Origin of the sequence: Photobacterium kishitanii (genome assembly GCF_000613045.3) — a bacterium.
GTDB classification, from domain to species: Bacteria; Pseudomonadota; Gammaproteobacteria; order Enterobacterales; family Vibrionaceae; genus Photobacterium; species Photobacterium kishitanii.
In genome coordinates this window covers 2,118,833-2,145,003 of sequence record NZ_LN794352.1, presented here as the reverse complement: position 1 = coordinate 2,145,003, position 26,171 = coordinate 2,118,833, and the positions used below count along the sequence as shown (strand labels likewise).

Here is a 26,171-nt window from a genome sequence, read left to right as displayed (position 1 = left end):
GGAGTCACTCAAGCTTTTTTCATTCTTAGAGTAAACTTATAAAATAATGCTGATGAGTAATTCCATTGAAATTTAGGAGGCTACAGCCAAGCTGTACACGAATGTAGCATGAAGTATATATCTGCGTTGTCGCTATTGTTGGTCATACTTGTTACGGGATGTAGCGGAATAACAATGCCGGGGATTAGCCTTGATAAGGGTAATCATCAGGTTGTCATTGGTAATACGACATTAGCCAGCAAGCTTAAGTTTAGCCATTCACAAACAGATTTGCGTGATGGTTATTTGTATGCTTCTGTTGAGGCCATGAATAAAACTGACGCAGCCATATCATTGAACTATCGTTTTTATTGGTATGATGTTAACGGTTTAGAGATAAATCACCCAACGTCAGTCTCATGTACGCTGGCAATTAAGCCCAATCAAATATTGTTATTGCAAGCATTGGCACCTAGTACAGCAGCTACGCAATACCGTATTGTTGTGCGTGATACAAATAACTAAGCAAGATAGACAAATTTAAAGGTAATTAAAATGAAAAAGAGTGTAATAGCCTTGTTAGCAGCAGCAACGTTATTAGGAGGTTGTGCTCAACCAATTAATTACGGTGGCGGATTGCATGGAATTGAAAATGCGGTGACAAATTTTGGTGCCAGTGATTTAGAGAAATTATCATCGGCAATGGTTGATAAAATGCTAGCATCAGCTGCTGTGCGTTCGATGACAGCTAATGGTGAACCTATTGTTGTTGTTGATAGTATTAAGAATCAAACTCGTAATCATGTTGATACAAGCGCTTTAACGGCAATGATTAGTGAACAACTACAAGACTCAGGTAAATTCCGTTTTGTTGATCCCGTACGTGTTCAAGCTGTGCGTAAGCAATTAAATTTCCGTGAAGATGATCGCTTTGTAAACCAAAGTACGGCAATTCAGTTTGGTAATATGGTTGGTGCGCAATATATGCTTTATGGGCACGTAGCGACTGTAATGAAATCAACATCAAACGGTCAGCAAGCATATTATAAAATGATCATGCGATTGATGGATCTGAAATCAGGAGCTATTGAGTGGTCTGATCAAGATCAAGTGATGCAAGCTGCTGCGACAAATAGTGCTGCTTGGTAATTACAACGTCTAGTATCAGGTGAGGAGTAGCAATATGGATTGTTGTGAAAAGTTTGATTGTGATTTTTTACTTACCTTACCTGATACTGAATTTATTTCAGCATCAATGTTAACTGGTGGGCTGACTAATCGTTGTTGGAAAGTCGTATTATTTCACCCGTCAATAAATCAAACTAAAGAATATGTATGGCGACCATTCTCTGCTGCTACTCAGGTGTTTGGTATTGAACGTCAGCATGAATATCAGTTACTAACGATGATATATAATACTGATTTAGCCCCTAAACCATTACAGTTATTCGTCGATGTTGATTCTGCTGTCGAACGAGTGACAGGGCTTGTCGTGGAATGGTTACCTGGAACAGAAGCAACGTCTCGTTTTTCTGATACTGCATTATGTCAACTACAAGCAAAAGTACATCAATTGCCTCTCCCATCTTGGCGATTAGATGTTCAGCAACGGGCACAGCATTATTGGCAACATATCAATACTGATCATAAAACACCGTTACTCACTTCAATCTATACTTTCTTTCAGCATCAATCAGTGCCAACGGCGTTTGACGATTGTTGCTGTCATTTTGATCTTGGTCGCTATAACGTTATTTTGCCATTATCAACGGCGAGTTTAACTGATCACGCCAAAATTATTGATTGGGAATATGCCGCGGCAGGTGATCCGAGCTTAGATTTAGCGATGACAATCATCGCTAATGAATTAGATCCTGAGTTGGCAGTGAGTGATTATTGTGACTATCGGCAGCTGATTGAGCAAGGGACGCATTTTAATAAGTATGATTGGTTACAAGCGGTGAGTGGTTGGCTGCCGTGGTGCCAATACTTAGCGTTATTATGGTACTTGGTCGGCTATAAAATCTGGCACCAACCGGAATATTTACAACATGCTTCGCAATTACAGCAACAACTTATTGAATATATTAATAGATCTTAAATGATGTATAAGATAATTACCTTTAAAAACAATAAGTAAGTTATTACAAATAACACTTGAGTTAATATGATTATTACCTTGGTGAATAAAATTTTGTCGACTGGATCATGTTTTTTGTTTTAAATTTGTTAAAACACTACTCATATTATGGATTTAACTCAGCTATGTAGGTATAGATAGTAAGTAAAATTATTACTAGATAGCGAGAGATAACAATGATTATTTATTTACATGGCTTTGATTCAACAAGTCCAGGTAATCACGAAAAAGTATTGCAATTGCAATTTATTGATTCTGACGTTCGTTTTCTAAATTATAGTACGCTACATCCTAAGCATGATATGCAACATCTATTGAAAGAAGTTCATAAATTGCTTGAAAGTTGTGATGATCCACAGCCTTTGATTTGCGGTGTTGGTCTTGGTGGTTACTGGGCTGAGCGAATTGGATTCCTATCAGGCATAAAACAAGTGATGTTGAATCCTAATTTGCATCCAGAGCGCAATATGGAGGGTAAAATAGACCGTCCCGAGGAATACGACGATATTTTGACAAAGTGTGTAACAAATTTTCGTAAAAAAAATACAGGAAATTGTCTCTGTATCCTTTCAACTCATGATGAAGTGTTAGATAATCAGCAAACAAAAGATGAGCTAGATCAATTTTACGACATTGTATGGGATGAAAATGAATCTCATAAGTTTAAAAAAATCTCGCAGCATCTACAAAAAATAAAAGCGTTTAAAGCGCAGTAACAACGGAACCATTACCTCCTACATATCACAGACGGGTCGTAGATCCGTCTGCCTACATACGTGAATCTAAATATATAGATACTTTTTCGCCTAGCGGTCTTAGTGCTTGAATATTTACTCTAAGCAGACTGTTATGCAATTTAGTCTTTGTCAGTTTTTAAAAATCATAAAATAGAGAGGAAGCTATCTTGACACGTATTATCGTTGTTGGTGGTGGTGCTGGTGGTTTAGAATTAGCCACTAAATTGGGGCGTACATTAGGCCGCAAGCGTCGTGCTGAAGTTACATTAGTTGATCGTCGTGCAAGCCACTTATGGAAACCATTACTGCATGAAGTAGCAACGGGATCGTTAGATGCTGGTGTTGATGCAATTAGTTACCGAGCACATGCTAAAAATCATTCGTTTGATTTCCAAATGGGTTCATTACAGGATATTGATCGTGATGCAAAAACGATCACTTTAGCAGCATTATATGATAAGCATAATGAGCTATTGGTACCTGAACGTTCTCTAGAGTACGATATTTTAGTACTGGCGATTGGCTCTACATCGAATGATTTCAATACTCAAGGTGTGCGTGATAACTGTATTTTCCTTGATAGTCCAGAGCAGGCTCACCGTTTCCGTAGTGAAATGAATAACCAGTTCATGAAGTTACATGCGAATAAAGATCAAAAAACAGTTGATATTGCGATTGTAGGCGCAGGTGCAACAGGGGTAGAACTGTCTGCTGAGTTACACAATGCAGTCCAAGAATTACATAACTATGGTTTTGGTGATCTTGATAGTTCTCGCTTAAATATTAACTTAGTTGAAGCTGGTGAGCGTATTTTACCAGCATTGCCGCCACGTATTTCTCAAGCTGCGCACAATGAACTAACTAAGTTAGGTGTTAACGTTCGTACGGCAACGATGGTGACAAAAGCCGATGAAACTGGCTTAACAACCAAAGATGGTGAGCATATCCCAGCCCAAATAATGGTATGGGCCGCGGGTATTAAAGCGCCTGATTTCATGAAAGATATTGCGGGTCTTGAAACTAACCGTATTAATCAGCTAGTGGTTAAACCAACGCTACAAACAACCCGTGATGATAATATTTATGTTATTGGTGATTTAGCATCATGCGTGCAAGAAGATGGGTCATTTGTACCGCCACGGGCACAAGCAGCACATCAAATGGCAAGCCGTTGTTTTGCTAACATCGTAGCGAAATTATCTGATCGTGAGCAAAAGCCTTACATTTACAGTGATCATGGTTCGTTAGTATCATTAAGCCGTTTCTCAACGGTGGGTAGCTTAATGGGTAACTTATCTAAAGGTTCAATGATGGTTGAAGGCCGTATTGCGCGGATGGTATACATCTCGTTGTATCGTATGCACCAGATGGCGTTACATGGTATGTTCAAAACAGGCCTGATTATGTTAGTTGGCCGAATTAATCGTGTACTTCGTCCAAGCCTAAAACTGCATTAATATCATAGTAAAGTAATAAAAAACGCCAGTATTGTGAATTCTCTTTTTAGTTGAGATCAATACTGGCGTTTTTATTGGTTAGATAATTTAATTAATCTTAAATAACTCTACATCAAAGATCAGTACAGAGCCTGGAGGAATACTACCAGCTCCATTATTGCCGTAAGCAAGATCTGCAGGAATAAAGAAACGTACCTTTTCACCAACAACCATATGTTGTAAGCCTTCAGTCCATCCTTTAATTACCCGATTTAGTGGGAATGAAATTTTTTCACCACGATCAACTGAACTGTCAAATACAGTGCCATTAATCAATGTGCCATGGTAATGCACAGTAACTGTATCGGTTGCTTTTGGATGTTCAGTTCCAGTACCTGGCTGTAATACTAAATATTGTAAACCTGAAGCGGTGGTTTGTACGCCTTCTTTAAGTTTGTTTGCCGCTAGAAACTCCTGCCCAATCTTAATGTTTTCTTGCGCAGCTTGTTTGTTGTTGTAAGAGCGATAAAGAAAAAACGCAACTACGGCAGCGATAACCACTGCAATAATAATTTTTGGCACTAGTGTGTCCTTACTGAATAAATTTAATTTATAATATCATTCTCTTTCAGAAGTAACAGTATGAAATAACAATATAAGAATTTAAATTGAAGGTGGGATAATTAATCCTCTTATTTTTTCTAGCATATTGTTAGCATAATTATTCGTCAAAAAATTTTAGTTATGGTTTACATTTTATACTGCTAGTTGATTTGAATTTTTGTTACTGTAGTATGCTTATTTCGAATATTGTGATGGTGGTTTATTTTCACAAGAAATTATAAGCAGAAGGTTGATAGATAGAAAATGAACAATAATCTTAATGATATAAATTTACTTCAGCAAGGAGAGTTAATTGATGCGAGATATGAATTAAATTCTGATGATTGTTTTTTTAACAATATAAAAAATATTGCTAATGGTATTAATTATAAATCTTCTGGCTGGAAGAAAAAGCGAAAGGATACACGGTTTATAATATGGAGCTATTTGCATTATTCACGCTTAAAGCACTTAATGAATACCTTTTTAACACCCAATCTTAGTGTGATATTAGCGTTACACCCAAATATTGTAAAAAAACCATTTAAACCTTATTTATGTGTTAATTGGAATAAAAAACAGAGAATTACTTCTGTAACTCAACATTTTCAATGTATGTCAGAGTTATTTTCATCAAATTTACCCTTAATTTATCGAGATGAAGGCTATTGTTTATTAGAAATAGAAGATCGCGATGAAGTTAAATATAAATTGATATTAGATCGAGGTCAAAATAGAGAAGGTGCATTAGGCTTACGATTAGTTAATGATAAAAACCAACGTATCTATATGATAACAATGAATTTAAGTCCTGAATATCAAGGCTCAATGTATATAGGTTCGATACAAGGACCTAATCATGATGTTGAAAATAGAAATGATGTAATAAAAGCATTAACAAAAGGGTGTCATGGACTACGACCAAAAGCATTAATCCTTGAGTTTGCCATAATGCTTGCTCGCAGTATGGAGTTAAAAATGCTATTTGGTATAAGCAATAAGTCACATATGTATCAGTCTTGGCGCTATATTGGTCGTAAGCGCAATGCGGTAACATTTGATTATGATAGCCATTGGCAAGAATATGGCGCTGAAGTTTTTGATGGTAATTTTTATAAAATACCGTTAGAAGTACCTAAAAAAGATCTAGAAAGTTTAAATAGAAATAAAAGAAAGCTATATACTAAACGTTATCAGTGGTTAGAGGAAACTGAGTTATTATTTGATACTAATATTTCAAAAATAATAACTAAAACTGATAAAGAATAGAGCCTCTATTACTAGATATAACAATATAAATAAAATAAGCACCTGTACTTTAAAAATTTAAAGTACAGGCTTTTATCTTATTAATTCTGCTTGGTTCTATAAAACAAAAAACGTAGGTAATATTTACTAAAATAATGACTGAATTACTAATCATGTCAGTAAAATAAACGGGGTCGTGTGGTAATCGATAGACTACTGTATTAATGCTGACAGATTTGCTCTCTATTTGTATGTAAGTTATCGCTATCAAGAGTAAGTTTATTGCGGGATAAAAGAAAGGTTAGCAGCGCATCTAAAGAGAGGTTGTTTAATTTGCAAGTATGAAAATGAGTATCATCTCCCCAATGTTGTTCAACATATGCGTGTAATGTTTTGATTGTGAAAGGCGTTGAAGCATCAGCGATAAGGTTTAATACATCGTGGCCATGGCGAGATTCAGTAGAGGACATAATTATTGACTGTATAAAGAAATAGACTTGAATAGTAACTGAAATGTGGTTACTAAAGGTTGATATATACCAATGTAGATATAATTAATAATGCTTAATATAAATCTTGAGGCACTAATGAATACACATAGCCATTCATAGGTTTGTTTTGGTAAAAAATTCGGTTTCTTGCTTCACATTCAAAAATAGCGTTACAGGCAAGCGCTGTTTTTTGGCTGGCATAATTATCGGTATGGGTAATTATTTCCAGTCGAGTAAGACCTAACATTTGAAATGCAAATTGAATAATAGCGGTATTAGCTTCAGTTGCTATACCTTGACGATGATAATTATACTTGATCCAATAGCCGAGGTTAGCTGAATTAAATAATGGTGTAATGGCGCTAAGTGAAACGGTACCAACAAAATCATCATTAATTCGATCAAATATAGCTAATTCATAGCTGTAATCATGTTGCCAACTTAAACGGCTGGCATTGATCCATTCATAAGCTTGTTGTTGATCAAAATTATTATCACACCATTCTAACCATGGTTGAAGGTATTGATTTGATTGGTTAACCGCTTCAAGAAAAGCATGTAAATCTGCAGTTTTAAAAGGGCGTAAAATCAGTCGAGGAGTCGTAAGTTCAAAATCAAGTTTCATGATTATTTAGCCTCTAAGTGATGTTGTGCTTAATGCGGAGAGAGATAAGCCCCAGACGATGTGATTTATCTGAGGCTTGTCATAGTTAGATCATATTTTCTCTAAATTGGTTAAGTAGATCCTCAACAAATTTAATTCTCTTTTTACGATCCATCTCTCCTGATACAATTTTTAACTTCGTCGGGCCTTCCATTCTGAAATGCTGCGGTTGGGTTTGCAGTAAGCCAACTAAGAAGTGAGGGTTAATAGCAGCATCTTGTTTAAATTCAAAATAACCGCCTTTTTCATTACTCTCAATTTTTTTAACCCCAATAATTGCCGCTTTGAGTTTAAGGCTATTGACTGTAAGTAGGTTCGTTGCCGCTTCTGGTAATAAACCAAAGCGATCGATTAATTCTACTTTTATCTCATTAAGCTCATTATCATCAGTTGCGCTCGCGATACGTTTGTAAAGCGATAAGCGGGTATTAATATCAGGAATATAATCATCGGGTAGTAATGCCGGAATACGCATTTCTACCTCAGCTTGCTGTTTGAGTAAGTCATCAAGTGTTGGTTCTTTACCTTCACGTAATGATTCAACGGCTTGTTCTAGCATCTCCATGAATAAACTAAAACCAACGGATTGAATCTGACCACTTTGCTCGTCACCTAAGAGCTCACCCGCGCCACGAATCTCTAAATCATGAGTTGCAAGGGTAAAGCCAGCACCAAGATCTTCTAATGAAGCAATTGCTTCTAAACGTTTAACCGCATCTTTGGTCATACGTTTAGGATGTGGTGTTAGTAAATAGGCATATGCTTGGTGGTGGGAACGACCTACACGACCACGTAACTGATGCAGTTGTGCTAAGCCAAGATTATCAGCTCTATCCATAATAATAGTATTGGCGCTAGGTACGTCAATACCGGTTTCAATGATAGTGGTACAGACCAGTACGTTAAAGCGTTGATGGTAAAAATCACCCATGATCTTTTCAAGTTCGCGTTCACGCATTTGACCATGTGCAAAAGTCACTCGTGCTTCAGGTATTAACTTAGCTAAATCTTCAGTGGTTTTTTCAATACTATCAACTTCATTATGGAGGAAGTAAACCTGACCACCACGGCTGATTTCACGTAATATTGCTTCTCGAATAATATCGTCATCACCTTGACGAACAAAGGTTTTAATTGCTAAACGACGAGCTGGTGGCGTGGCAATAATTGATAAATCACGCATACCACTCATTGCCATATTCAATGTACGAGGAATTGGGGTTGCCGTAAGAGTAAGAATATCAACGTCGGAACGAATGGCTTTAATTTTTTCTTTTTGACGCACACCAAAGCGGTGTTCTTCATCAACCACCAGTAATCCTAGATCATGGTAGTTAACGCTGCTATTTAGTAGTTTATGGGTACCAATAAGGATATCAATCTTACCTTCTTCGACATCCTTCAGAATCTGCTTTTGCTCTTTGGCTGTTTTAAATCGTGATAAAACTTCAACGCGAATTGGCGTATTTGCAAAACGATCACGGAAGTTTTCGAAATGCTGTTGAGCCAATAATGTCGTTGGTACTAATATTGTTACTTGCTTATTATTATCAACGGCAACAAAGGCAGCTCGCATTGCGACTTCTGTTTTACCAAAGCCAACATCACCACAGACAAGACGATCCATCGCTTTAGGTTGACACATATCAGACAGAACTGCATTAATGGCTAAGGCTTGATCGTAAGTTTCTTCATAAGGAAAGCTAGTGCAAAAATCGGCATAGCTTTCGCGATTAAGTATAAATTTAAAGCCTGGCTTAAGTTCACGCATTGCGTAAACTTCGAGTAACTCAGCGGCGACATCTCGTACTTTTTCGGCGGCTTTACGGCGAGCTTTAACCCATGCTTCACCACCCAGTTTATGAATTGGTGCACTATCTTCTGCGCCGCCTGAATAACGGCTAATAAGATGCAGTGAAGCAACTGGTACATACAGTTTGGCGCCACCTTGATATTCAAGGGTAACGTATTCGGTTTTGATTCCGCCTGCTTCAAGTGTTTGCAGTCCTTGGTAGCGTCCAATACCATGATCGATATGAACCACCGGCTGACCAACTTGTAATTCAGCCAGGTTGCGAATAATCGTATCAGCATTGACGGTGGTTTTTTTGTCATTGCGACGGCGTTGCTGAATGCGTTCACCAAGCAAATCACTTTCACAAATAAAAGCGACGGCAGGTTTTTCGAGTATAAAGCCATTATCCGCCGCACCAATAACCAGGCAATGTTTATCTTTGCTTGCAATTGCTGCTTCAAGGTTGTCGTATACTGTCGGGCGCAGTTTTATTCGAGCTAATAAATCAAATAATGCTTCACGACGGCCTTCAGAAGCAACGGAGAAAATAATTTTTCCTTTAAATTGCTCTGTAAAGTGACGCAATTCAGCCAATGGCTCTTTGAGCTGATGATTAATTGTAATTGCTGGAATTGGCGATAGTGTCGGGTTGTAGCGACCCACTTTTTCATCATCAATCGGGTCGCGTTGTATCCTTACGCGCGGTAATTGCTTAAAACCAGCGAACATTTCATCTTTAGTTAGCCATAGTTCTTTAGGGGCAAGTAATGGTCGTAATGGATCGACTCGACGTTGATCATAACGATATTCGGCATCATGCAAGAATGTTTCAACGGCTGGCTCTAAGTCACCTAATGTCACTAATAAAGTATTGCTCGGTAAATAGTCGAATAAAGTTTCGGTATGATCAAAAAATAGCGGTTGCCAATATTCGATACCCGTCGGCCAGATTTTCTTGCTGACTTGTTGATAGATAGATTCAGGTTCACGGCGGGCTTCAAATCGTTCGCGCCAACGCATTCGAAAGTTTTCTATCGCTAACTCATCGGTTGGAAATTCATGTGCTGGTAGTAAATCAATAGTGGTGATTTCTGCAGTTGAACGTTGATTTTCAGGATCAAATTGACGGATAGAATCGACTTCATCATCAAAAAAATCAATTCGGTATGGCGCATTGCTACCCATAGGGAATAGATCCACCAATGAACCACGGCTAGCATATTCACCATGTTCCATTACTTGATCCACATGGCGATAACCTGATGCTTCTAGCTGAAGACGTAATTTTTCTAGCGAAATACGATCATCTTTTTTGACAATTAAAGCATGTTGATGAATAAATTCTTGGGGTGTTAATCGTTGTAATAGTGTGCTGATAGGCACTAAGATAATGCCCGTTTTCTGCGTTGGCATTTTGTATAAGCGCGCTAAACGCTCAGAGATAATATCTTGATGAGGTGAGAAATTATCATAAGGTAGTGTTTCCCAATCAGGAAAAACGTGTACGTCAAGATTACAAAACTGAGTAATTTCAGGCTGTAATCTCAGTGCCGTTTGGGTATCAGCAACAACGGCAAGTACAGGCCCTTTATGTTTGGTCGCTATTTCTGCTAATGACAACGCCAATGCAGAACCTGATAAATTACCGATGTAACGATTATCCCCAGCTTTCTTTGGTAAGGGGATTGAGAGTAATGTTTTATTCGTCATTGTTATTATTCATGTTTCGTTGTTGGGCCCGCTGACGTAAAAGCTTTTGTTGGCAATGCAGTGCGGCACGGATTAATAAATCACGATCATCTTCTAACAATCGCGTGTAATGCAACTGGATTAAAAAACGACCGTCTAAAGCGGAGCAATTAACCACCTCAGCATAACAATAAATTGCAGCGGCAGGGTGATCTAAAAATAGTTTAACGGTGACATTTTGCCCAATCGTAAAATCATGTGAGCTATAAAAGCTCAAATTACTTGCGCCAAATGTTTCAGTTATATAACGATAATTAACATTATCTTGTTGAGATAGCACGTAAGATAACAGCAGGTTTATTTTACTATTTTGAGCACTAAGATAATTAGCTAAGGCTTTACTATCTTCTTTACCAAACCCGTTTAATAGACGTTCTGCGTTTTCTTCAAGCGTGTTACATTCGCTGGCTATACGAAACAGTGGCGGTATTTCAGTACGAAAGGTGTCGATATTGGGGAGTGGGTGGCCATCTGCTAATGGTTCGACATTGATTGTTAGTCCTAAGTGAACTGAAAAATATTCATCTTGTCTCATTACTTACTCACTACCAGTTAATTGTCATCGACGTTGTCACTATTTAGGTTATGTAACCAACGTTAATATCGGCGACATTTGTTTCAATTATTACTTAGAGCGAAGTTACGAGCAAGCGATCTCAGTTAAGCGGTGATCTTTTACTCACTGTTTTTACATTACATTTACCTTGCTAGATGGTAAACCGAGTCGTTAACGAGTATTCTTGGATCATCAAATAAAGGAGTGGTTTTTTAAGCCTATGTTTCATCCTGTATCTTTTTTTATTGGTTTACGTTATTTGCGTGGACGTTCAGGTGACCGTTTTAGTCGCTTTGTTTCTTATATGTCAACGGCGGGTATTACAGTAGGAGTGATGGCATTAATTACCGTCATGTCTGTCATGAATGGTTTTGAACAACAACTCAAAGACCGAATATTAGGAGTCTTACCACAAGCTGTTGTGACGAATGCTGATGGACGAGTGCCTCTTTCTGAACAAGTACCTACAGTTTTAAAGCAGTTACCGCATGTGACAAAAGTAACAGCAATAACTCGTGGTGAAACCATCATTCAGAGTGCTAATTCATTAGCTGCCGGTATGATGATTGGTATTGAACCTAATCAATATGATCCTATTGCTGATCATTTGATGGTAGGTTCATTAAAGGATCTTCAACCTGGCAGTTTTAATGTCATTATTGGTCAAGCGCTGGCTGTTGAACTTGATATTCAACCAGGTGATAAAATTCGCTTAATGGTAACTAGTGCGAGCCAATTCACTCCATTGGGACGCTTACCAAGTCAGCGCAATTTTACCGTTTCTGGTATTTACGATACGGGTTCTGATGTTGATAAACAGTTGGTGTTTACAAATATCTCCGATGCGGGTCGATTACTGCATTACAAACTTGATCAAATGTCAGGCTGGCGTTTGTATCTTGATGATCCGTTTGCTGTCACTGAACTAGCGGAAATGCCACTTCCAAATCATTGGAAATGGTCGGATTGGCGTGAACAACGTGGAGAGTTATTTCAAGCTGTTAAAATGGAAAAAAACATGATGGGACTGATGTTGGGTCTAATCATTGGTGTCGCTGCGTTTAACATTATTTCAGCTTTGATTATGGTTGTGATGGAAAAGCAAGCTGAAGTTGCGATCCTAAAAACACAAGGGATGACTCATCGGCAGGTGCTGACATTATTTATGGTACAAGGCTCAAGTAGTGGTGTTATTGGTGCTTTATTAGGTGGTGTTTTTGGCGTGATAGTGTCCCATTACCTCAATCCAATTATGGCATTTTTGGGTGTAAACCTTGCTGCTATTGGTGGTTCTTTACCGGTGGATTTTGAACCGATGCAAATTTTAGCTGTTATTGTTGGCGCTATTATATTGAGTTTATTAGCGACTATTTTCCCTTCTTATCGTGCGGCCGCTGTCCGTCCTGCTGAGGCTCTTCGTTATGAATAATCCATTATTATCTTGTAATCAATTATGTAAAACCTACCAAGAAGGGCAGTTACAAACTGAAGTATTGAAACAGGTTAATATTGATATCGCTGATCATGAATTAGTCGCAATTGTTGGCTCTTCAGGTTCAGGTAAAAGTACCTTACTTCATATTTTAGGTGCGCTAGATGAACCGACTAACGGTGAAGTATTTTTTAAAGGTCAGCGTTTAGATACGTTAAGTTCAAATAAACAAGCAAAAATACGTAATCAAGATATTGGTTTTGTATACCAATTTCACCATTTATTGGCAGATTTTACCGCAACAGAAAATGTGGCAATGCCATTACTGATTGGTGGTGTTGCGGTGAGTGAAGCACGTACTCGTGCGCAAGATATGCTAGCATTGGTTGGATTAGATCATCGTTTTGAACATCGTCCATCAGAATTGAGTGGTGGTGAACGGCAGCGAGTTGCTATCGCACGTGCATTGGTGAATAACCCTGCGATCGTACTTGCAGATGAGCCTACGGGTAATTTAGATCATCAAACAGCGTTAGATATTTATGATCTGATGCGTAAGCTAAATGCAGAATCAGGTACTGCATTTTTAGTGGTGACTCATGATACTCAATTAGCTTCAAAGCTTGATCGTTGTATGCACATGCAAGACGGTATTTTATCAGAGGTTAAGGAGAAGTAATGTTTCGACCTTTATCCCTCTATATAGGTAGTCGTTTTAATCGTTCAAAAAAACGTAATCGCATGGTGTCGTTTATCTCTTTGTCATCGATGCTTGGTATTGCTGTGGGTGTCGCGGTGATCATTATCGGTTTATCGGCAATGAATGGCTTTGAACGAGAGTTACAAACGCGAGTGCTTTCTGTTATTCCGCAAGGTGAATTGCAAGCAGTGCAACCGCCATTGAATAATTGGAAACCGTTATTAAAGAAAGTTGAGCAACATCCACATATTACCGCTGCTGCACCTTATGTTGAATTTACGGCGTTACTTGAAAGAGGCGCCAAACTGAAAGCTGTTGCTGTACGTGGTGTCGATCCTAAAGAACAGCTTAAAGTGAGTGAGTTACCCCGCTATGTTAAGAATAATGCATGGTCAACTTTCACCGCAGGTAAGCGAGAGGTTATTTTAGGTCAAGGTGTTGCAACTAAACTTAAACTGAAGGTTGGGGATTGGATCACAGCAATGATTCCAAATACAGATCCTCAAATGAAGTTGAGAGCGCCAAAGCGTATTCGTCTACAAGTTGTTGGTTTGCTCGCTTTAGGGGGACAAATTGATCACAGTTTAGCCATTGTACCGTTACAAGATGCACAACAATATTTAGATATGGGACAAGGTGTCTCAGGTATCGAAATGAATGTTGATAATGTACTTGATGCACAACAAATCGTAAAAGAGGTCGGAGATACGTTACCGGTTTATGTTTACCTTAAAAGTTGGACGCAAAAATACGGCTATTTATACCGTGATATTCAAATGGTGCGTACCATTATGTATTTGGTAATGGTACTAGTGATTGGCGTTGCTTGTTTTAATATTGTTTCGACGTTGATGATGGCAGTAAAAGATCGTGCAGCAGACATTGCGATTTTACGTACTATGGGAGCGAGTGATCGACTGATTAAATCTATCTTTGTTTGGCATGGGGTATTGTCAGGTGTACTTGGTAGTATTATTGGTTCGATATTTGGTTCTTTAATTGCAATTAACTTAACGCATATAGTTCGCGTGATAGAGAAAATTATTGGGCATCGATTTTTGTCGGGGGATATCTATTTTGTCGACTTTCTACCAACACAGCTAGCTTGGCATGATGTTGTGATAGTTACCACTACTGCGATTGTATTAAGTTTGATAGCGACATGGTATCCAGCAACTCGAGCAAGTCGATTACAACCAGCACGAGTATTAAGTGCTAAGTAATAACTAGTAACGCTTTTATTCATGGTGTTAATTTCAAAACGGAGCTTAGGCTCCGTTTTTTGTTTGTGTTTTTTAGTTATCGGTATTATTGCGGTATTTGTAGCTATCATAATTGCTGAGAAATAACGTTTTTTGATGAGCATTAGAAAATAAGTTCATTTATAGCTGATAAATAAAAATAAAAAGCAGAGTAATTATGGATTATTTTGTCTTTTATTTGTATTTTATGGTTATTTTTTAACCAAAGATGTGATTTTTATGACATTGACAAGGTACGTTTTTTTTATTTTCTTTATTTTTATTTCAGCATTTAATGTTGGTAATTTATAAAAAATAAAGGTATCCCCAGTACTGATGTAGCCTACAGATTATCAAAAATTCTGAAAAATATTTTTTGGCACATATAAATTACGAACACTGTTCTTTTTTTTGTGAATTTATGTTGTTTAATTTAACAGTGTCATTTTTACGTGATAATTTGTCGTTACTTAAACACAAATATGTTGTTGTCGTTATTGGAAAGGGATTCATCCTGCATCGATATGACTGTTACTTTATAATAGACAGCTATTTGTTAATAAATAAAACAATTAGGATAGGAATTAACATGAAAAAGAATGCACTTGGTTTATTAGTAGCTTTTGCTGTAATGGCACCTGTTGCAGCACAAGCGGCTGTTCAACTTCCTGCTGGCACACAAGAGATTGGTGTTCAAGGTAACGCTAAACTAGGCAGCGGTTGGGATCTAAACCTAAACGGTTCTTACGGTACATTCGTAAAAGATAACTGGGAAGTTGGTGGTACAGCATCTGTTGCCGCTAAAGACGAAAATGATGCAGTTAGCGGTAAGCTAGGTGTGTTCACTGAGTACAACTTTGTTAACTCTACTAACTGGGTTCCTTATGTTGGTGCTGCAACTGAGCTTGCTGCGCTAAACTATAACAACAAAGACGGCGGAAGCACTGACTTTGGTAAGAGTGGTAATTCTTGGGCACTAAACCTTAAATTAGCTGGTGGTGTTAAGTACTTCATCAACCCTAACGTTGCTCTAAGCGCAGAAGTTAACTACAACATCGCAACTGACGATATTGAGTTCTCTAGCGGTAAAGCGAAAGACAGCCTAACAAACATCGTATTCGGTACTCGCTTCTACTTCTAAGTCTAAGCCCATATATGATGATAAAAAACCCGCTAATAGTTAGCGGGTTTTTTTATAGCTATTGATTGGTACAGATAATTAAGCAATGTTATTTTTTTTTATGCGTTTAATGAGCCAACTACTGAAAAGGCTTATGATCGCTATACCTAACGTAATGAAAGGAGCAACCATTAATACCATGGTCGTTACACGAGCGACACTTTCAGGTAGTAGTGTCAATAAGTAGCCTAGTCCAGTTAATACTAATACCCAAGCTGTTGCGCTTAGCCAAGCAAATCGAAAGAAATGTGCTTGGTTCTTGATTCTAAATCCCATCATTAAAGGTAATAAAGGCCGTACTACAGGAATAAATCGTGCAGCAAATAGTGCCACAATACCATGTCGAATAAGCAGTTTATCTACTGTTTGCATTCGATGAGGCGGAACCATATCTACCCATCGTTTTACTTTTGGCAAATGATCAAGCCAACGGCCTTGTAAGTAAGCTAACCAACTGCCAATTGCTGCAGCAACAATTAATAAAAATACAATCAGTTTGAAATCAATGATTCCCATTGCACCCAGTGTGCCAGCTAAAATAACAATACTGTCGCAAGGTAGTGGTGCTGCTGGTAAAAATGCGCTTTCCAACCAAATAACAAAGGTGACACAAAAATAAATCATTACAATACTTTCAGGGTTTTGTAATGCTGCAAAATCTTGTTGCCATAGCGCTGAAAAAATAGATACAAATGAATCAAGCATCTATGTAGTCCTTGTAGTCAGAGTCATAATTAAAGTAAATGTCGCGGTAATTGAGTAATCTTAACTGCCTACGACTATGGGTGAAACGGTATTGAAAATTAGCAAGTGCAAGAGGTGGATACCGTTGGTGCTTAGCGCAATGACTTATTGTTTGGTGTAAGTATAGGGCGACATTGTTGTCACAATTTAGAACAGGAACAAAATTCTTTTTCTCTGTTTTTGATAACTGTCGTGTTTTATGATTATTATTCGATAAAATAACGACATTATTGTTCCAGTTTTCTTGATTACTGGTAAGGCTAAATACTGAAACTTTATGTAAAGCATACTGAGGAGGTGCTGTAGGCACAGTCATACTCGTTGCGCTTATTAATAAAACGCTTAGCAGTAAGCTAAATAGAGTAAGGTAACCCATCAATAGTATCGCCCAAGTATAAAAAACACTCTTTTACTGAAATTTATAACCAAAGGCAATGTTTTTATAAGAAATTATAATAGAAATGAATTATTGATTATGCTTCTTATTGGTTATGCTATGAATTATAAAGAAAAAGCTTCAGCAATTAACTGAAGCTTGGATACTTTTGGGTAAATGTTAGTACTTACTTATGAAGCGCTTTTTTCATTTGTGAACCGATGAAAATAAAGCTAATTCCTTCAAATATTAACGAAACCCCAACAAAAATTCCTAAGAGTGACATTGAAAACTCAGGGTTATGCATTAAATTAAAAAAATAAACCCCAATTGCTGTTGATAATAAACCACTAAATACAATCCAACGCCAACCAGCAAGATGCTCGCGGCTACTAAAACCAAATACCATTCGCGTAATGCCATTAAATACCATGGTAGCAATCATAAGAACGGTAATAGTCACCAAGCCAATAAAGGGTTGTCCTAGGATGAATAAGCCACCAATGAGATAAAAGAGGGCACTAATGACATACCAAATTTTGGTTTTCCATTGTGGAATACTAAAGGTGTGATAAACCTGCACTAACCCTATCACTAAAAAGATCACACCAATAATGGTTGTAATAGTCATACCAGCTGCAACCGGTAAGCTAATGGCAAAAATACCCGCAAGTGCAACAATTACACCAACGATGACAAACCATTTCCAACCTTTTGTAAGTAAATTCTTCACTGGATTTTCCATATTATTTCCCTTTAATTAAATGACTAATGTTAATTAGCGACTAGTAAGTGATTGCTATTTAAGGATGTATTTCATTTTTAAATAGTAGACTGAACAATAATAATTACTAGGTATAAAATGCAGCTAATTAGCAATATAAGTTTTTGATGGCGCGATATATATAGAGAGAAGATAAAGAGGTGAGAGTTAGATCGATTAATCGTGAAATCTTGCGTATGGGAATGAAAAATGGTGTTAGTTGTTTCTCAAAAGAAGGTTTGTTAACAATAAAACTCCAAAATGATGGAGTTTTATTGTTATAACAAAGCAACAGTTAGTGGGTTTTAGGAATACGGAACTTACGCTTATTCCAGCTACGTACAACCGAGTAGCGCCATAACCATCGAATACCAAAATAACCGATTAAAGCGCTTAAGACGCTACAGATAAAGCAGCCCAATAAGAATGGAGGACCGATTTGACTCATTTGATTTAACAGGAAATCCCAAGTTAGCTCAAAATGAAATCCAACATCAGGACTATGCAAAACCCAAGCGCCTAGTTTGTAGGCACCGTAAAATAGTACCGGCATAGTCACGGGGTTACTGACCCATACTAATGCTACAGAGAGCGGTAAATTTACGCCAAACATAATAGCTAGGCCCGCAGCCATTAACATTTGACTTGGAAGTGGAACAAAAGCCATGAATAACCCGACAGCAAATGCGCCAGATGCTGAGCGACGATTTAGGCACCATAGGTTAGGGTTATAAAGTAGATTTCCAAATATTTTTAACGCTTTTTGGCGTTTAATTACTTCATGGCTAGGCAGAAATTTTTTAATGAAATGTCTTGGCATAATAATTTTTTTTCAAACTGGCTAAGGCCATATGGTTCAAATATTTATAGCGAGTATAAGCGGATTTCTGTCGTTACATTTTTTCAATGTATTACCACCATATTGGGCTTTACTATTAATCATAGTAATCGGTGTCATTATATTTATGGTGTATCGAAATGTTATTGTTATTAGCTTTTCGCTCGCTATATCATGGGCTGTTTTTGATGCTAATCAATATATTAACGATATAGATAGTATTCCAAAAAACAGAACTAATATTATCATAGATGTAAGCGTTAGTACGCTTTTTAATGAAAATATACCCACTGAGCATTTTGAGGTAAAGGTGCTTAATTTGCACTCACAGAATGTTGATTTTGTCTTTCCACTAAGATTGATGGTGGTCTGGAAAGATCCGCCGCAATTGAAACAAGGACAAATATGGCGTTTACCCGTAAGATTGAGTCGTATTGTTGGACGAGTCAATCAAGCTGGATTTGATGGTGAGCAATATGCACTAAGCCGTAGTATTCATGGTAGTGCCGTTGTGATAAACGGTGACACGTTGCCAATAAGATTATCATCTTCGGTGTCAGTACGGCAGCAATGGTTAGATAAAATTACCCCGTTGTTAAAAAGCACTAACAATCAAAGTTATTTAACCGCCTTAACCTTTGGACTTAGAGATGGACTTAAGGCCCAAGATTGGGTGTATTTACGTGATAGTGGCTTAGCGCATTTATTAGCCATTTCAGGGTTACATATTGGGCTAGCAATGTTAATGGGGTGGTGGTTAGGCTATTTATTGAGGTTATGCCTTCCACAAACGTACTATTGGCTGTGGTTACCTTTACTGAGTGGATTAATTTTTGCTTTGGGCTATGCGTGGTTGGCTGGATTTAGTTTGCCGACTATTCGTGCATTATTGATGTGTTTAATCGTCGGCATTTTAAGAATAACTGCAATTTATTGGCTACCTTGGCAAGTTTTGTTAATCACTTTAGGGTTATGTTTGCTGTGGGATCCCTTTGTGAGTTATAGCGCCGGATTTTGGCTATCTTTTGGTGCGGTTATCATCTTTTTAGTCATGATTATGACTGAGAATTCGCCAGTTTTAGCAAATTTAACGTGGTATCAGCGCTGCTATCAACGAATAAAGTATCTCTGTAAATTGCAAGGGTATTTATTGTTATTAATGTTACCGATGCAGTGGTGGTGGTTTGGTGGAGTATCTTTAGCTGCGCCATTGACAAATTTAATTGCTGTTCCTTGGTTAAGTATTATTACGGTTCCTTTAGTGTTAATTGGTGCGATCACTCCATGGTGGCCTTGGTTGTCGTCATGGTGTTGGCTAGTTGCTGACTTTTCTTTACTACCCGTTCTTAAAATTGCCGCATGGAGTCATGGTGCATGGATGATGTTACCGGCTTCGATAACGCCATGGTTAGTGTTGATCGCAATAATTACGGTGTCGTGGCCATTATTCCCCTTGATGCATTTTCGGTGGTTTTACAGCAGTATTATTTTTATTGTATTGAGTTGGCGGTGGGAAAACGATAACCAGAAACCGTCATTATGGACGCTTAGCGTGTTAGATGTAGGGCATGGGTTAGCAGTATTAATACAAAACCAACAACGTGTATTTGTTTATGACACCGGTAATGTTTGGGATGAAAATAGCATTGCAAAGTCAGTTATTGCACCGATATTGGCGGATAAGGGAATAACAGCTATTGATGGGCTAGTTTTGAGTCATGCTGATAGCGATCATGCTGGCGGTAGTGATTATCTTATAGATCGTTATCAACCTTTAGAAAAATACAGTAGCGATCACCGCTTAGGTTTTTCTGAGTGTATAACCGGACAAAGATGGCAATGGCAAGGACTTGAATTTGTCGTTAAGTGGCCACCTAAAGCAACGCCACGAGCCGCTAATTCAGATTCTTGTGTCATTCGCGTTCAGGCTATAAATGGTAACGGACCGAGTATCTTATTGACTGGAGATATTGACGCTAAGTCTGAACTAGTGATGTTAATGCAGGATCAAGATTGGCAATCCGATATTATAATTGTACCACACCATGGCAGCAGTAGTTCTTCAACACAAACTTTACTTGATGTAGTACAACCATCGTTAGCTGTTGTGTCTATTGGTTATTTTAACCCTTGGGGATTACCGTCAGCAGCGATTGCTGCACGTTATCAAACGAATAATATTGATTGGATTAGTACTCAAGATAGTGGCCAAGTAACGGTGACAATGAGTAATAATACCTACAGCGTAAAACAATACCGTTATCATTACTCTCAAACATGGTACAGGCCACAATGGTTAGCAAAACAATTAAATAACAGTTATTGACTGTGCTGACTGTTGTTTTTATGAGCAGAAAAAGCCCTTTAATAAAAAAGGATTGTGGACAAATTTGGTTGATAGCAATCTTAAGGGTAGAATAGAGACACTGTATTTTATCAATATTGGCATTCATGACGCAATTAACAGAAAAATCAACCAAAGATACTTATAAAAGACTATGGCCTTATATCAAGATCTATAAAGCAGGTATTATTGTCGCTGTTATTGCGCTGATTATTAATGCTGCTGGTGATACCTTGATGCTGTCGATGCTTAAACCGTTGCTTGATAAAAGTTTTGGTGGCTTTGACAGTATGGACTCAGGTTTCCTTGCCATGATGCCTATTTATCTTGTTGGCTTAATGATCATGCGTGGCGCTAGTGGTTTTGTATCAACTTACTGCTTATCGTGGGTTTCCGGTAATGTTGTAATGAGTTTACGCCGAGAACTCTTTCAGCATTTCATGAAAATGCCAGTGGCGTTCTTTGATAAAGAAGCATCTGGGGCATTATTATCACGTATTACTTATGATTCTGAGCAAGTCGCTTCTGCAACCAGTAGCGCATTAGTAAGCATTGTCCGTGAAGGCGCCTCTATTATTGGCTTAATGGTATTGATGTTTTGGAATAGCTGGCAGTTATCGGCTATTTTGATTGTCATTGCACCTATCGTTGCTATTAGTATTAGTATTGTTTCAAAACGTTTTCGGAAAATCTCGCGTAGTATGCAAGAGGCGATGGGGTCTGTGACTTCTTCGGCGGAGCAAATGCTAAAAGGCCATAAAGTCGTATTAAGTTATGGTGGTCAGGAAGTAGAGAAGCACCGCTTTGATTATGTGAGTAATTTAATGCGTCGCCAATCGATGAAATTGGTTTCTGCGCAGGCTATTGCCAATCCAATCATCCAGCTTATTGCTTCTTCTGCTTTAGTGGTGGTATTGATTCTTGCGAATACACCATCATTACGTGACTCATTAACGCCGGGTACTTTTGCAGTAGTATTTGGTGCGATGTTTGGCTTAATGCGTCCATTGAAATCATTAACGAATGTTACCTCTCAATTCCAACGTGGTATGGCTGCGTGTCATACGTTGTTTGATTTGATGGATTTAGAAACAGAAAAAGATAATGGTAAGCATGAAGTTGAGCGAGTTAAAGGTGATGTGTCAGTACAAAATGTTACTTTTACTTACCCAACCAAAGACACGCCAGCGCTACGTAATGTTAGCTTTGAACTTCCTGCGGGTAAAACGGTTGCACTTGTCGGTCGTTCCGGCTCGGGTAAAAGTACCATTGCTAATTTGTTGACTCGTTTTTACGATATCGATTCGGGCGCGCTACGTTTAGATAATGTTGAGCTACAAGATTACACTTTATTAAACTTACGTTCTCAAGTTGCGGTTGTATCGCAAAACGTCCATTTATTTAATGACACGATTGCTAATAATATCGCTTATGCTAGCGGTGAAGAATACACTCGCGAAGATATAGAACGCGTAGCAGAACTTGCTTATGCCATGGACTTTATTAAAGACATGGAGCATGGACTTGATACTGTTATTGGTGAAAATGGTGTGAGTTTATCTGGTGGTCAACGTCAACGTCTTGCCATTGCACGTGCATTGTTACGTAATGCCCCAGTACTGGTGCTTGATGAAGCAACCTCGGCTTTGGATACTGAATCTGAACGTGCTATTCAGCAGGCATTGGATGAATTGCAAAAAGATCGCACAGTATTAGTGATTGCTCACCGCTTGTCGACGATTGAAAATGCTGATCAGATCTTAGTGGTCGATGATGGTGAAATTATTGAACGTGGTACACATGGTGAATTAATTAGGCATGATGGTGCTTATGCGCAACTTCATCGTATTCAATTTGGTGATTAATTGTGGCGGCATTGATTGAAGCTATGTGGTATCAACCTGTTCTTAAAGGTAAAATGCGGGTTGCTTATTTACTGTTATGGCCATTATTGTGGCCTCTCAGTTTGTTATTTGGCGCATTAAGCCGTCGTAAGCGACAGCAATACGCCGATGGCAAAAAAATAGCATATCGAGCACCGGTGCCGGTTGTTATTGTCGGTAATATTACCGCAGGTGGTAATGGTAAAACGCCAGTAGTGGTGTGGTTAGTCGAACAGCTACTAGCACAAGGATTAAAACCCGGTGTTGTCTCACGTGGTTACGGCGGTAAAGCACCGTATTATCCGTATTTTGTTGATCATGATACCAGCACCAATATTGCAGGTGATGAGCCAGTACTTATTCGCCGTAGAACAGGGGTGCCAGTTGCTGTTGCTCCCGTTCGCAGTGATGCAGTAAAGCTACTATTAAAGCATGATGTTGATGTCATTATTACTGATGATGGGCTACAACATTATGCGCTTGCACGTGATATTGAATTAGTTGTCATTGATGGCCAACGTCGATTTGGTAATCAACATTTATTGCCATTGGGACCATTGCGTGAATCGTGTCAGCGTTTAAATGAGGTTGATTTTTTAATTTGCAATGGTGGCAAAGCGGAGATTAATGAAGCAGCAATGCATTTAGCACCGTCAGAATTAATCAATATTAAAACTGGCGCTCGTTGTGCTGTTACTTCTTTAACCGCTGTTGTAGCGATGGCTGGTATTGGTAATCCTACGAGATATTTTGCTACATTAGATGCGTTAGGAGTAAAGCCTGTTGTGTGCCAGCCTTTTGCTGATCACCAATCCTTTACTCATCAAACATTGTTAGATTTAGCCCAACAAGGGCAACATTTAGTTATGACTGAAAAAGATGCGGTAAAATGTTACCCATTTGCTGAGGATAATTGGTGGTATCTGCCTGTTGATGCAGTTATTTCCGAGCCACAAGCATCAGCTATTATTAAACGGATTATAGAGGTTAAGGAAAAGTATGGATCACCGTCTGCTTGAAATCGTTGCTTGCCCTGTATGTAAAGGTAAGTTGAATTTCGATAAAGAAAATAATGAATTAGTGTGTAAGTTTGATCGTCTTGCTTATCCTATCGATGACGGTATTCCAGTCTTACTTGACTCTGAAGCGCGTACATTAAGCTCTGATGAGGTTAAGTAATGGCATTTACTGTTATTATTCCAGCACGTTATCAATCAACTCGTTTACCAGGTAAGCCGTTAGCAGATATCGCGGGTAAGCCAATGGTACAATGGGTATATGAGCAAGCGTGTAAATCTGGTGCAGATCAAGTAATTGTAGCAACAGATGATCAGCGTATTGTTGATGTTGTACAAGGCTTTGGTGGTGAAGTATGTTTAACACGTGCTGATCACCAATCAGGCACTGAACGTTTAGCTGAAGTTGTGGCTAAATATCAACTTGCTGATGATCATATTGTGGTTAATGTGCAAGGTGATGAACCACTTATCCCTGATACGATTATTCGCCAAGTTGCAGACAATATTGCGCACTTTAATGCACCAATGGCAACTTTAGCGGTAGAAATCGATCATCATGATGAGATTTTTAATCCTAATGCCGTAAAAGTTGTGACCGATAAAGACGGTTACGCACTGTACTTTAGTCGCGCTGCGATTCCTTGGGATCGTGATAACTTTGCCCAGCAACCGCGTATTGTTCATCATAACCTTTTACGCCATATTGGGATTTATGCTTACCGTGCAGGGTTTATTAATACTTATATTAATTGGCAGCCAAGCCCACTGGAACATATTGAATCATTAGAGCAACTGCGAGTGCTTTGGTATGGTGAGAAAATTCACGTTGATGTCGCAATTGATGCGCCACCAGCAGGGGTTGATACACCAGAAGATTTAGAAAAAGTGCGCCAGTTAGTTGGCTAATTAGCTCGTAAAGTTAATACTGCATAATAAAAAACCGAGTCTTGTTTACTCGGTTTTTTGTCTTTAAATTAATCTACGGAAGTAGCTTATTCAGCGATTTTTACACGAATACGGCTTTTATCAACCATCATTTCATGAAGTGCTTTCATTGCGCGAATTGCTTGCTCGTCATCAGCCATTTCAACAAATGCAAATCCTTTTGATTTACCTGTTTTTTCGTCTAATACAAGGTTACACGCACTAATTTTGCCAAATTCTTCAAACATTTTATGAATTTGAACTTCAGTTGTGCTGCGAGAAAGGTTACGGATTAAAAGTTTCATGAATTAAATTCTTTATTAAGTAATAAGCGATTATTTTACCATGAAATAAAGCAAAGCATATTGAGATTAGAATGAAATAATAAGATTAAAGTAATTCTTGAGTAGTATTACTTTAATAGTTATGCAAAAACAGAATCGCTAAAAAAAATCAGATACCACATAATGTGGGATCTGACTTTAAATTAATTAACTAAAATATGACATTGTAAAACCTATAAAGTTTCGGGTTTTACCTTTTCTGCCTGTAGATGCTCAGTTTTTGGGTCTAGCAGTTTGCTGGTAATACGTTGCCATAATTGCCCTAAACGCTCATGTTCAACAATCTCCATTTGAGTCAGATAGGTTGCATCAGGAATGAAACTACGCATTTTATTACTGGCTCTAAAGTTAGTTGGTGCTGCAATTGGCTGCAATCCTGCTTGATGGAAATAATAAAGAGCACGTGACATTTGACTGGCAGATGTTACTAAAATCATATTCTTATCTTTAACGACATCGGCGGCTTGGAAAGCTTCTTCTTTCGTGTCTTTTGTTGATTCAAATAATAAAATATCACGCTTATTTACACCAAGTGCTATTGCTAAGTGAGCCATTAAACGCGCGTGGCTAATACCATGAGAAGCAATCCCTCCGAATCCTGATAAGATCAGCTTGGCATCAGGATACATGCGGAAAATACGGATTCCTTCGACTAAACGAGTAATAGCGGTTGGAGATAACTCTGAAGTTATAGGGAAGGTTTTATCAATTACTTGGCCACTGCCTAATACCATTACGTAGCTAATAGGTTTAGTGGTACTCACAAATGCTGGGTTTTCTTGTTCTAATGGTCGTAATAACGATGTTGTTAATGGTTGGAATGAACATAAAAAGATACCGATCAAAGAGACACTAACCAAAATAGAGGCTAATTTTTTTTGGCGAGTAAACCACAGTACGCATAAACCAATAGCGCCGACTAATAATAGAAACGGGAGCGGCATTAGTATCGCAGAGATGATTTTTTTTAGTATAAACATAATAT

26 protein-coding genes are annotated in these 26,171 nt (G+C 38.1%); 15 read left to right on the top strand and 11 right to left on the bottom strand.

Annotation, left to right across the window (positions count from 1 at the left end; genetic code table 11):
• The first annotated feature begins 108 nt into the window (after positions 1-108).
• The 5 genes from PPBDW_RS10100 (at position 109) to PPBDW_RS10080 (ending at position 4,313) form a co-directional block, all read left to right on the top strand.
• Entirely contained in the window at positions 109-504 is a 396-nt protein-coding gene (locus PPBDW_RS10100; RefSeq protein ID WP_081045104.1) for a YcfL family putative periplasmic lipoprotein, read from the top strand.
• A 30-nt stretch (positions 505-534) separates the two neighbouring features.
• Entirely contained in the window at positions 535-1,128 is a 594-nt protein-coding gene (gene lpoB, locus PPBDW_RS10095; RefSeq protein WP_036795243.1) for a penicillin-binding protein activator LpoB, read from the top strand.
• Positions 1,129-1,162: 34 nt separating this feature from the next.
• Positions 1,163-2,080 carry a phosphotransferase gene (locus PPBDW_RS10090; RefSeq protein ID WP_036795242.1) on the top strand — a complete coding sequence of 306 codons (918 nt, stop codon included), beginning with the start codon at positions 1,163-1,165 and terminating at the stop codon, positions 2,078-2,080.
• 215 nt (positions 2,081-2,295) lie between these two features.
• Positions 2,296-2,835 carry an alpha/beta hydrolase YcfP gene (gene ycfP, locus PPBDW_RS10085; RefSeq protein ID WP_036795241.1) on the top strand — a complete coding sequence of 180 codons (540 nt, stop codon included), beginning with the start codon at positions 2,296-2,298 and terminating at the stop codon, positions 2,833-2,835.
• Between the two features lie 188 nt (positions 2,836-3,023).
• Positions 3,024-4,313: an NAD(P)/FAD-dependent oxidoreductase gene (locus tag PPBDW_RS10080; protein WP_036795240.1), complete on the top strand. Its 1,290-nt coding sequence runs from the start codon at positions 3,024-3,026 to the stop codon at positions 4,311-4,313.
• Between the two features lie 87 nt (positions 4,314-4,400).
• On the opposite strand, the gene bamJ is transcribed toward PPBDW_RS10080, so the two are convergent.
• On the bottom strand, positions 4,401-4,874 hold the full coding sequence (bamJ, locus tag PPBDW_RS10075; protein ID WP_036795239.1) for a BamJ family beta-barrel-assembly machinery protein: 474 nt from the start codon (positions 4,872-4,874) through the stop codon (positions 4,401-4,403).
• Positions 4,875-5,159: 285 nt separating this feature from the next.
• Between bamJ and PPBDW_RS10070 the strand changes: the two genes are divergently transcribed.
• A complete protein-coding gene (locus tag PPBDW_RS10070; protein WP_081045105.1) occupies positions 5,160-6,164 on the top strand; it encodes a VirK/YbjX family protein in 1,005 nt (334 codons plus the stop codon).
• 200 nt (positions 6,165-6,364) lie between these two features.
• Here the strand turns inward: PPBDW_RS10070 and PPBDW_RS10065 are convergent, their stop codons facing one another.
• From PPBDW_RS10065 to PPBDW_RS10050, 4 genes are all read right to left on the bottom strand, one after another.
• Positions 6,365-6,613, bottom strand: a complete 249-nt coding sequence (locus tag PPBDW_RS10065; protein ID WP_081045106.1) for a YecH family metal-binding protein — start codon at positions 6,611-6,613, stop codon at positions 6,365-6,367.
• 94 nt (positions 6,614-6,707) lie between these two features.
• Positions 6,708-7,259, bottom strand: coding sequence for a GNAT family N-acetyltransferase (locus tag PPBDW_RS10060; RefSeq protein WP_036795238.1), 552 nt, complete (start codon positions 7,257-7,259; stop codon positions 6,708-6,710).
• Between the two features lie 85 nt (positions 7,260-7,344).
• Positions 7,345-10,803: a transcription-repair coupling factor gene (gene mfd, locus PPBDW_RS10055; protein ID WP_036795236.1), complete on the bottom strand. Its 3,459-nt coding sequence runs from the start codon at positions 10,801-10,803 to the stop codon at positions 7,345-7,347.
• Positions 10,793-11,377: a PilZ domain-containing protein gene (locus PPBDW_RS10050; RefSeq protein WP_036795235.1), complete on the bottom strand. Its 585-nt coding sequence runs from the start codon at positions 11,375-11,377 to the stop codon at positions 10,793-10,795. The genes mfd and PPBDW_RS10050 overlap by 11 nt, the downstream gene beginning before the upstream one ends.
• Before the next feature lie 241 nt (positions 11,378-11,618).
• On the opposite strand from PPBDW_RS10050, the gene lolC reads away from it, so the two are divergent.
• From lolC to PPBDW_RS10030, 4 genes are all read left to right on the top strand, one after another.
• Positions 11,619-12,827, top strand: coding sequence for a lipoprotein-releasing ABC transporter permease subunit LolC (lolC, locus tag PPBDW_RS10045; RefSeq protein WP_036795234.1), 1,209 nt, complete (start codon positions 11,619-11,621; stop codon positions 12,825-12,827).
• Positions 12,820-13,509, top strand: coding sequence for a lipoprotein-releasing ABC transporter ATP-binding protein LolD (gene lolD, locus PPBDW_RS10040; RefSeq protein WP_036795233.1), 690 nt, complete (start codon positions 12,820-12,822; stop codon positions 13,507-13,509). The genes lolC and lolD overlap by 8 nt, the downstream gene beginning before the upstream one ends.
• On the top strand, positions 13,509-14,753 hold the full coding sequence (gene lolE / locus PPBDW_RS10035) for a lipoprotein-releasing ABC transporter permease subunit LolE (protein WP_036795232.1): 1,245 nt from the start codon (positions 13,509-13,511) through the stop codon (positions 14,751-14,753). Before lolD ends, lolE begins: the two co-directional genes overlap by 1 nt.
• Positions 14,754-15,360: 607 nt before the next feature.
• Positions 15,361-15,912 carry an outer membrane beta-barrel protein gene (locus PPBDW_RS10030; RefSeq protein WP_036795231.1) on the top strand — a complete coding sequence of 184 codons (552 nt, stop codon included), beginning with the start codon at positions 15,361-15,363 and terminating at the stop codon, positions 15,910-15,912.
• A gap of 78 nt (positions 15,913-15,990) precedes the next feature.
• On the opposite strand, the gene PPBDW_RS10025 is transcribed toward PPBDW_RS10030, so the two are convergent.
• The 4 genes from PPBDW_RS10025 to PPBDW_RS10010 form a co-directional block, all read right to left on the bottom strand.
• Positions 15,991-16,656, bottom strand: a complete 666-nt coding sequence (locus tag PPBDW_RS10025; RefSeq protein ID WP_036795230.1) for a DedA family protein — start codon at positions 16,654-16,656, stop codon at positions 15,991-15,993.
• On the bottom strand, positions 16,649-17,005 hold the full coding sequence (locus PPBDW_RS10020) for a hypothetical protein (protein WP_146145947.1): 357 nt from the start codon (positions 17,003-17,005) through the stop codon (positions 16,649-16,651). Before PPBDW_RS10020 ends, PPBDW_RS10025 begins: the two co-directional genes overlap by 8 nt.
• A 253-nt stretch (positions 17,006-17,258) precedes the next feature.
• On the bottom strand, positions 17,259-17,816 hold the full coding sequence (locus PPBDW_RS10015) for an HdeD family acid-resistance protein (RefSeq protein WP_036795227.1): 558 nt from the start codon (positions 17,814-17,816) through the stop codon (positions 17,259-17,261).
• Between the two features lie 313 nt (positions 17,817-18,129).
• Complete coding sequence (locus PPBDW_RS10010; protein WP_036795225.1) at positions 18,130-18,654, bottom strand: DUF2062 domain-containing protein; 525 nt, start codon at positions 18,652-18,654, stop codon at positions 18,130-18,132.
• 31 nt (positions 18,655-18,685) lie between these two features.
• Between PPBDW_RS10010 and PPBDW_RS10005 the strand changes: the two genes are divergently transcribed.
• From PPBDW_RS10005 to kdsB, 5 genes are all read left to right on the top strand, one after another.
• Positions 18,686-20,998 (top strand): DNA internalization-related competence protein ComEC/Rec2, encoded by a 2,313-nt coding sequence (locus PPBDW_RS10005; protein ID WP_036795224.1) that lies wholly within the window; start codon positions 18,686-18,688, stop codon positions 20,996-20,998.
• 125 nt (positions 20,999-21,123) lie between these two features.
• A complete protein-coding gene (gene msbA, locus PPBDW_RS10000; RefSeq protein WP_036795223.1) occupies positions 21,124-22,881 on the top strand; it encodes a lipid A ABC transporter ATP-binding protein/permease MsbA in 1,758 nt (585 codons plus the stop codon).
• Positions 22,882-22,883: 2 nt separating this feature from the next.
• On the top strand, positions 22,884-23,918 hold the full coding sequence (lpxK, locus tag PPBDW_RS09995; protein ID WP_036795222.1) for a tetraacyldisaccharide 4'-kinase: 1,035 nt from the start codon (positions 22,884-22,886) through the stop codon (positions 23,916-23,918).
• Entirely contained in the window at positions 23,899-24,078 is a 180-nt protein-coding gene (locus PPBDW_RS09990) for a Trm112 family protein (protein ID WP_036795220.1), read from the top strand. Before lpxK ends, PPBDW_RS09990 begins: the two co-directional genes overlap by 20 nt.
• Entirely contained in the window at positions 24,078-24,824 is a 747-nt protein-coding gene (gene kdsB, locus PPBDW_RS09985) for a 3-deoxy-manno-octulosonate cytidylyltransferase (RefSeq protein WP_036795219.1), read from the top strand. Before PPBDW_RS09990 ends, kdsB begins: the two co-directional genes overlap by 1 nt.
• Positions 24,825-24,910: 86 nt before the next feature.
• On the opposite strand, the gene PPBDW_RS09980 is transcribed toward kdsB, so the two are convergent.
• On the bottom strand, positions 24,911-25,147 hold the full coding sequence (locus PPBDW_RS09980; RefSeq protein WP_036795218.1) for an RNA recognition motif domain-containing protein: 237 nt from the start codon (positions 25,145-25,147) through the stop codon (positions 24,911-24,913).
• Positions 25,148-25,359: 212 nt separating this feature from the next.
• Positions 25,360-26,166, bottom strand: a complete 807-nt coding sequence (gene elyC / locus PPBDW_RS09975; RefSeq protein WP_036795217.1) for an envelope biogenesis factor ElyC — start codon at positions 26,164-26,166, stop codon at positions 25,360-25,362.
• Positions 26,167-26,171: the final 5 nt, after the last annotated feature.

Bases quoted from the DNA above. Each gene is read 5' to 3' on its own strand.
- PPBDW_RS10100 (WP_081045104.1), top strand. From the start codon at position 109: ATGAAGTATATATCTGCGTTGTCGCTATTGTTGGTCATACTTGTTACG.
- lpoB (WP_036795243.1), top strand. From the start codon at position 535: ATGAAAAAGAGTGTAATAGCCTTGTTAGCAGCAGCAACGTTATTAGGA.
- PPBDW_RS10090 (WP_036795242.1), top strand. From the start codon at position 1,163: ATGGATTGTTGTGAAAAGTTTGATTGTGATTTTTTACTTACCTTACCT.
- ycfP (WP_036795241.1), top strand. From the start codon at position 2,296: ATGATTATTTATTTACATGGCTTTGATTCAACAAGTCCAGGTAATCAC.
- PPBDW_RS10070 (WP_081045105.1), top strand. From the start codon at position 5,160: ATGAACAATAATCTTAATGATATAAATTTACTTCAGCAAGGAGAGTTA.
- PPBDW_RS10065 (WP_081045106.1), bottom strand. From the start codon at position 6,613: ATGTCCTCTACTGAATCTCGCCATGGCCACGATGTATTAAACCTTATC.
- PPBDW_RS10060 (WP_036795238.1), bottom strand. From the start codon at position 7,259: ATGAAACTTGATTTTGAACTTACGACTCCTCGACTGATTTTACGCCCT.
- mfd (WP_036795236.1), bottom strand. From the start codon at position 10,803: ATGACGAATAAAACATTACTCTCAATCCCCTTACCAAAGAAAGCTGGG.
- PPBDW_RS10050 (WP_036795235.1), bottom strand. From the start codon at position 11,377: ATGAGACAAGATGAATATTTTTCAGTTCACTTAGGACTAACAATCAAT.
- lolC (WP_036795234.1), top strand. From the start codon at position 11,619: ATGTTTCATCCTGTATCTTTTTTTATTGGTTTACGTTATTTGCGTGGA.
- lolD (WP_036795233.1), top strand. From the start codon at position 12,820: ATGAATAATCCATTATTATCTTGTAATCAATTATGTAAAACCTACCAA.
- lolE (WP_036795232.1), top strand. From the start codon at position 13,509: ATGTTTCGACCTTTATCCCTCTATATAGGTAGTCGTTTTAATCGTTCA.
- PPBDW_RS10030 (WP_036795231.1), top strand. From the start codon at position 15,361: ATGAAAAAGAATGCACTTGGTTTATTAGTAGCTTTTGCTGTAATGGCA.
- PPBDW_RS10025 (WP_036795230.1), bottom strand. From the start codon at position 16,656: ATGCTTGATTCATTTGTATCTATTTTTTCAGCGCTATGGCAACAAGAT.
- PPBDW_RS10015 (WP_036795227.1), bottom strand. From the start codon at position 17,816: ATGGAAAATCCAGTGAAGAATTTACTTACAAAAGGTTGGAAATGGTTT.
- PPBDW_RS10010 (WP_036795225.1), bottom strand. From the start codon at position 18,654: ATGCCAAGACATTTCATTAAAAAATTTCTGCCTAGCCATGAAGTAATT.
- PPBDW_RS10005 (WP_036795224.1), top strand. From the start codon at position 18,686: ATGGTTCAAATATTTATAGCGAGTATAAGCGGATTTCTGTCGTTACAT.
- msbA (WP_036795223.1), top strand. From the start codon at position 21,124: ATGACGCAATTAACAGAAAAATCAACCAAAGATACTTATAAAAGACTA.
- PPBDW_RS09990 (WP_036795220.1), top strand. From the start codon at position 23,899: ATGGATCACCGTCTGCTTGAAATCGTTGCTTGCCCTGTATGTAAAGGT.
- kdsB (WP_036795219.1), top strand. From the start codon at position 24,078: ATGGCATTTACTGTTATTATTCCAGCACGTTATCAATCAACTCGTTTA.
- PPBDW_RS09980 (WP_036795218.1), bottom strand. From the start codon at position 25,147: ATGAAACTTTTAATCCGTAACCTTTCTCGCAGCACAACTGAAGTTCAA.
- elyC (WP_036795217.1), bottom strand. From the start codon at position 26,166: ATGTTTATACTAAAAAAAATCATCTCTGCGATACTAATGCCGCTCCCG.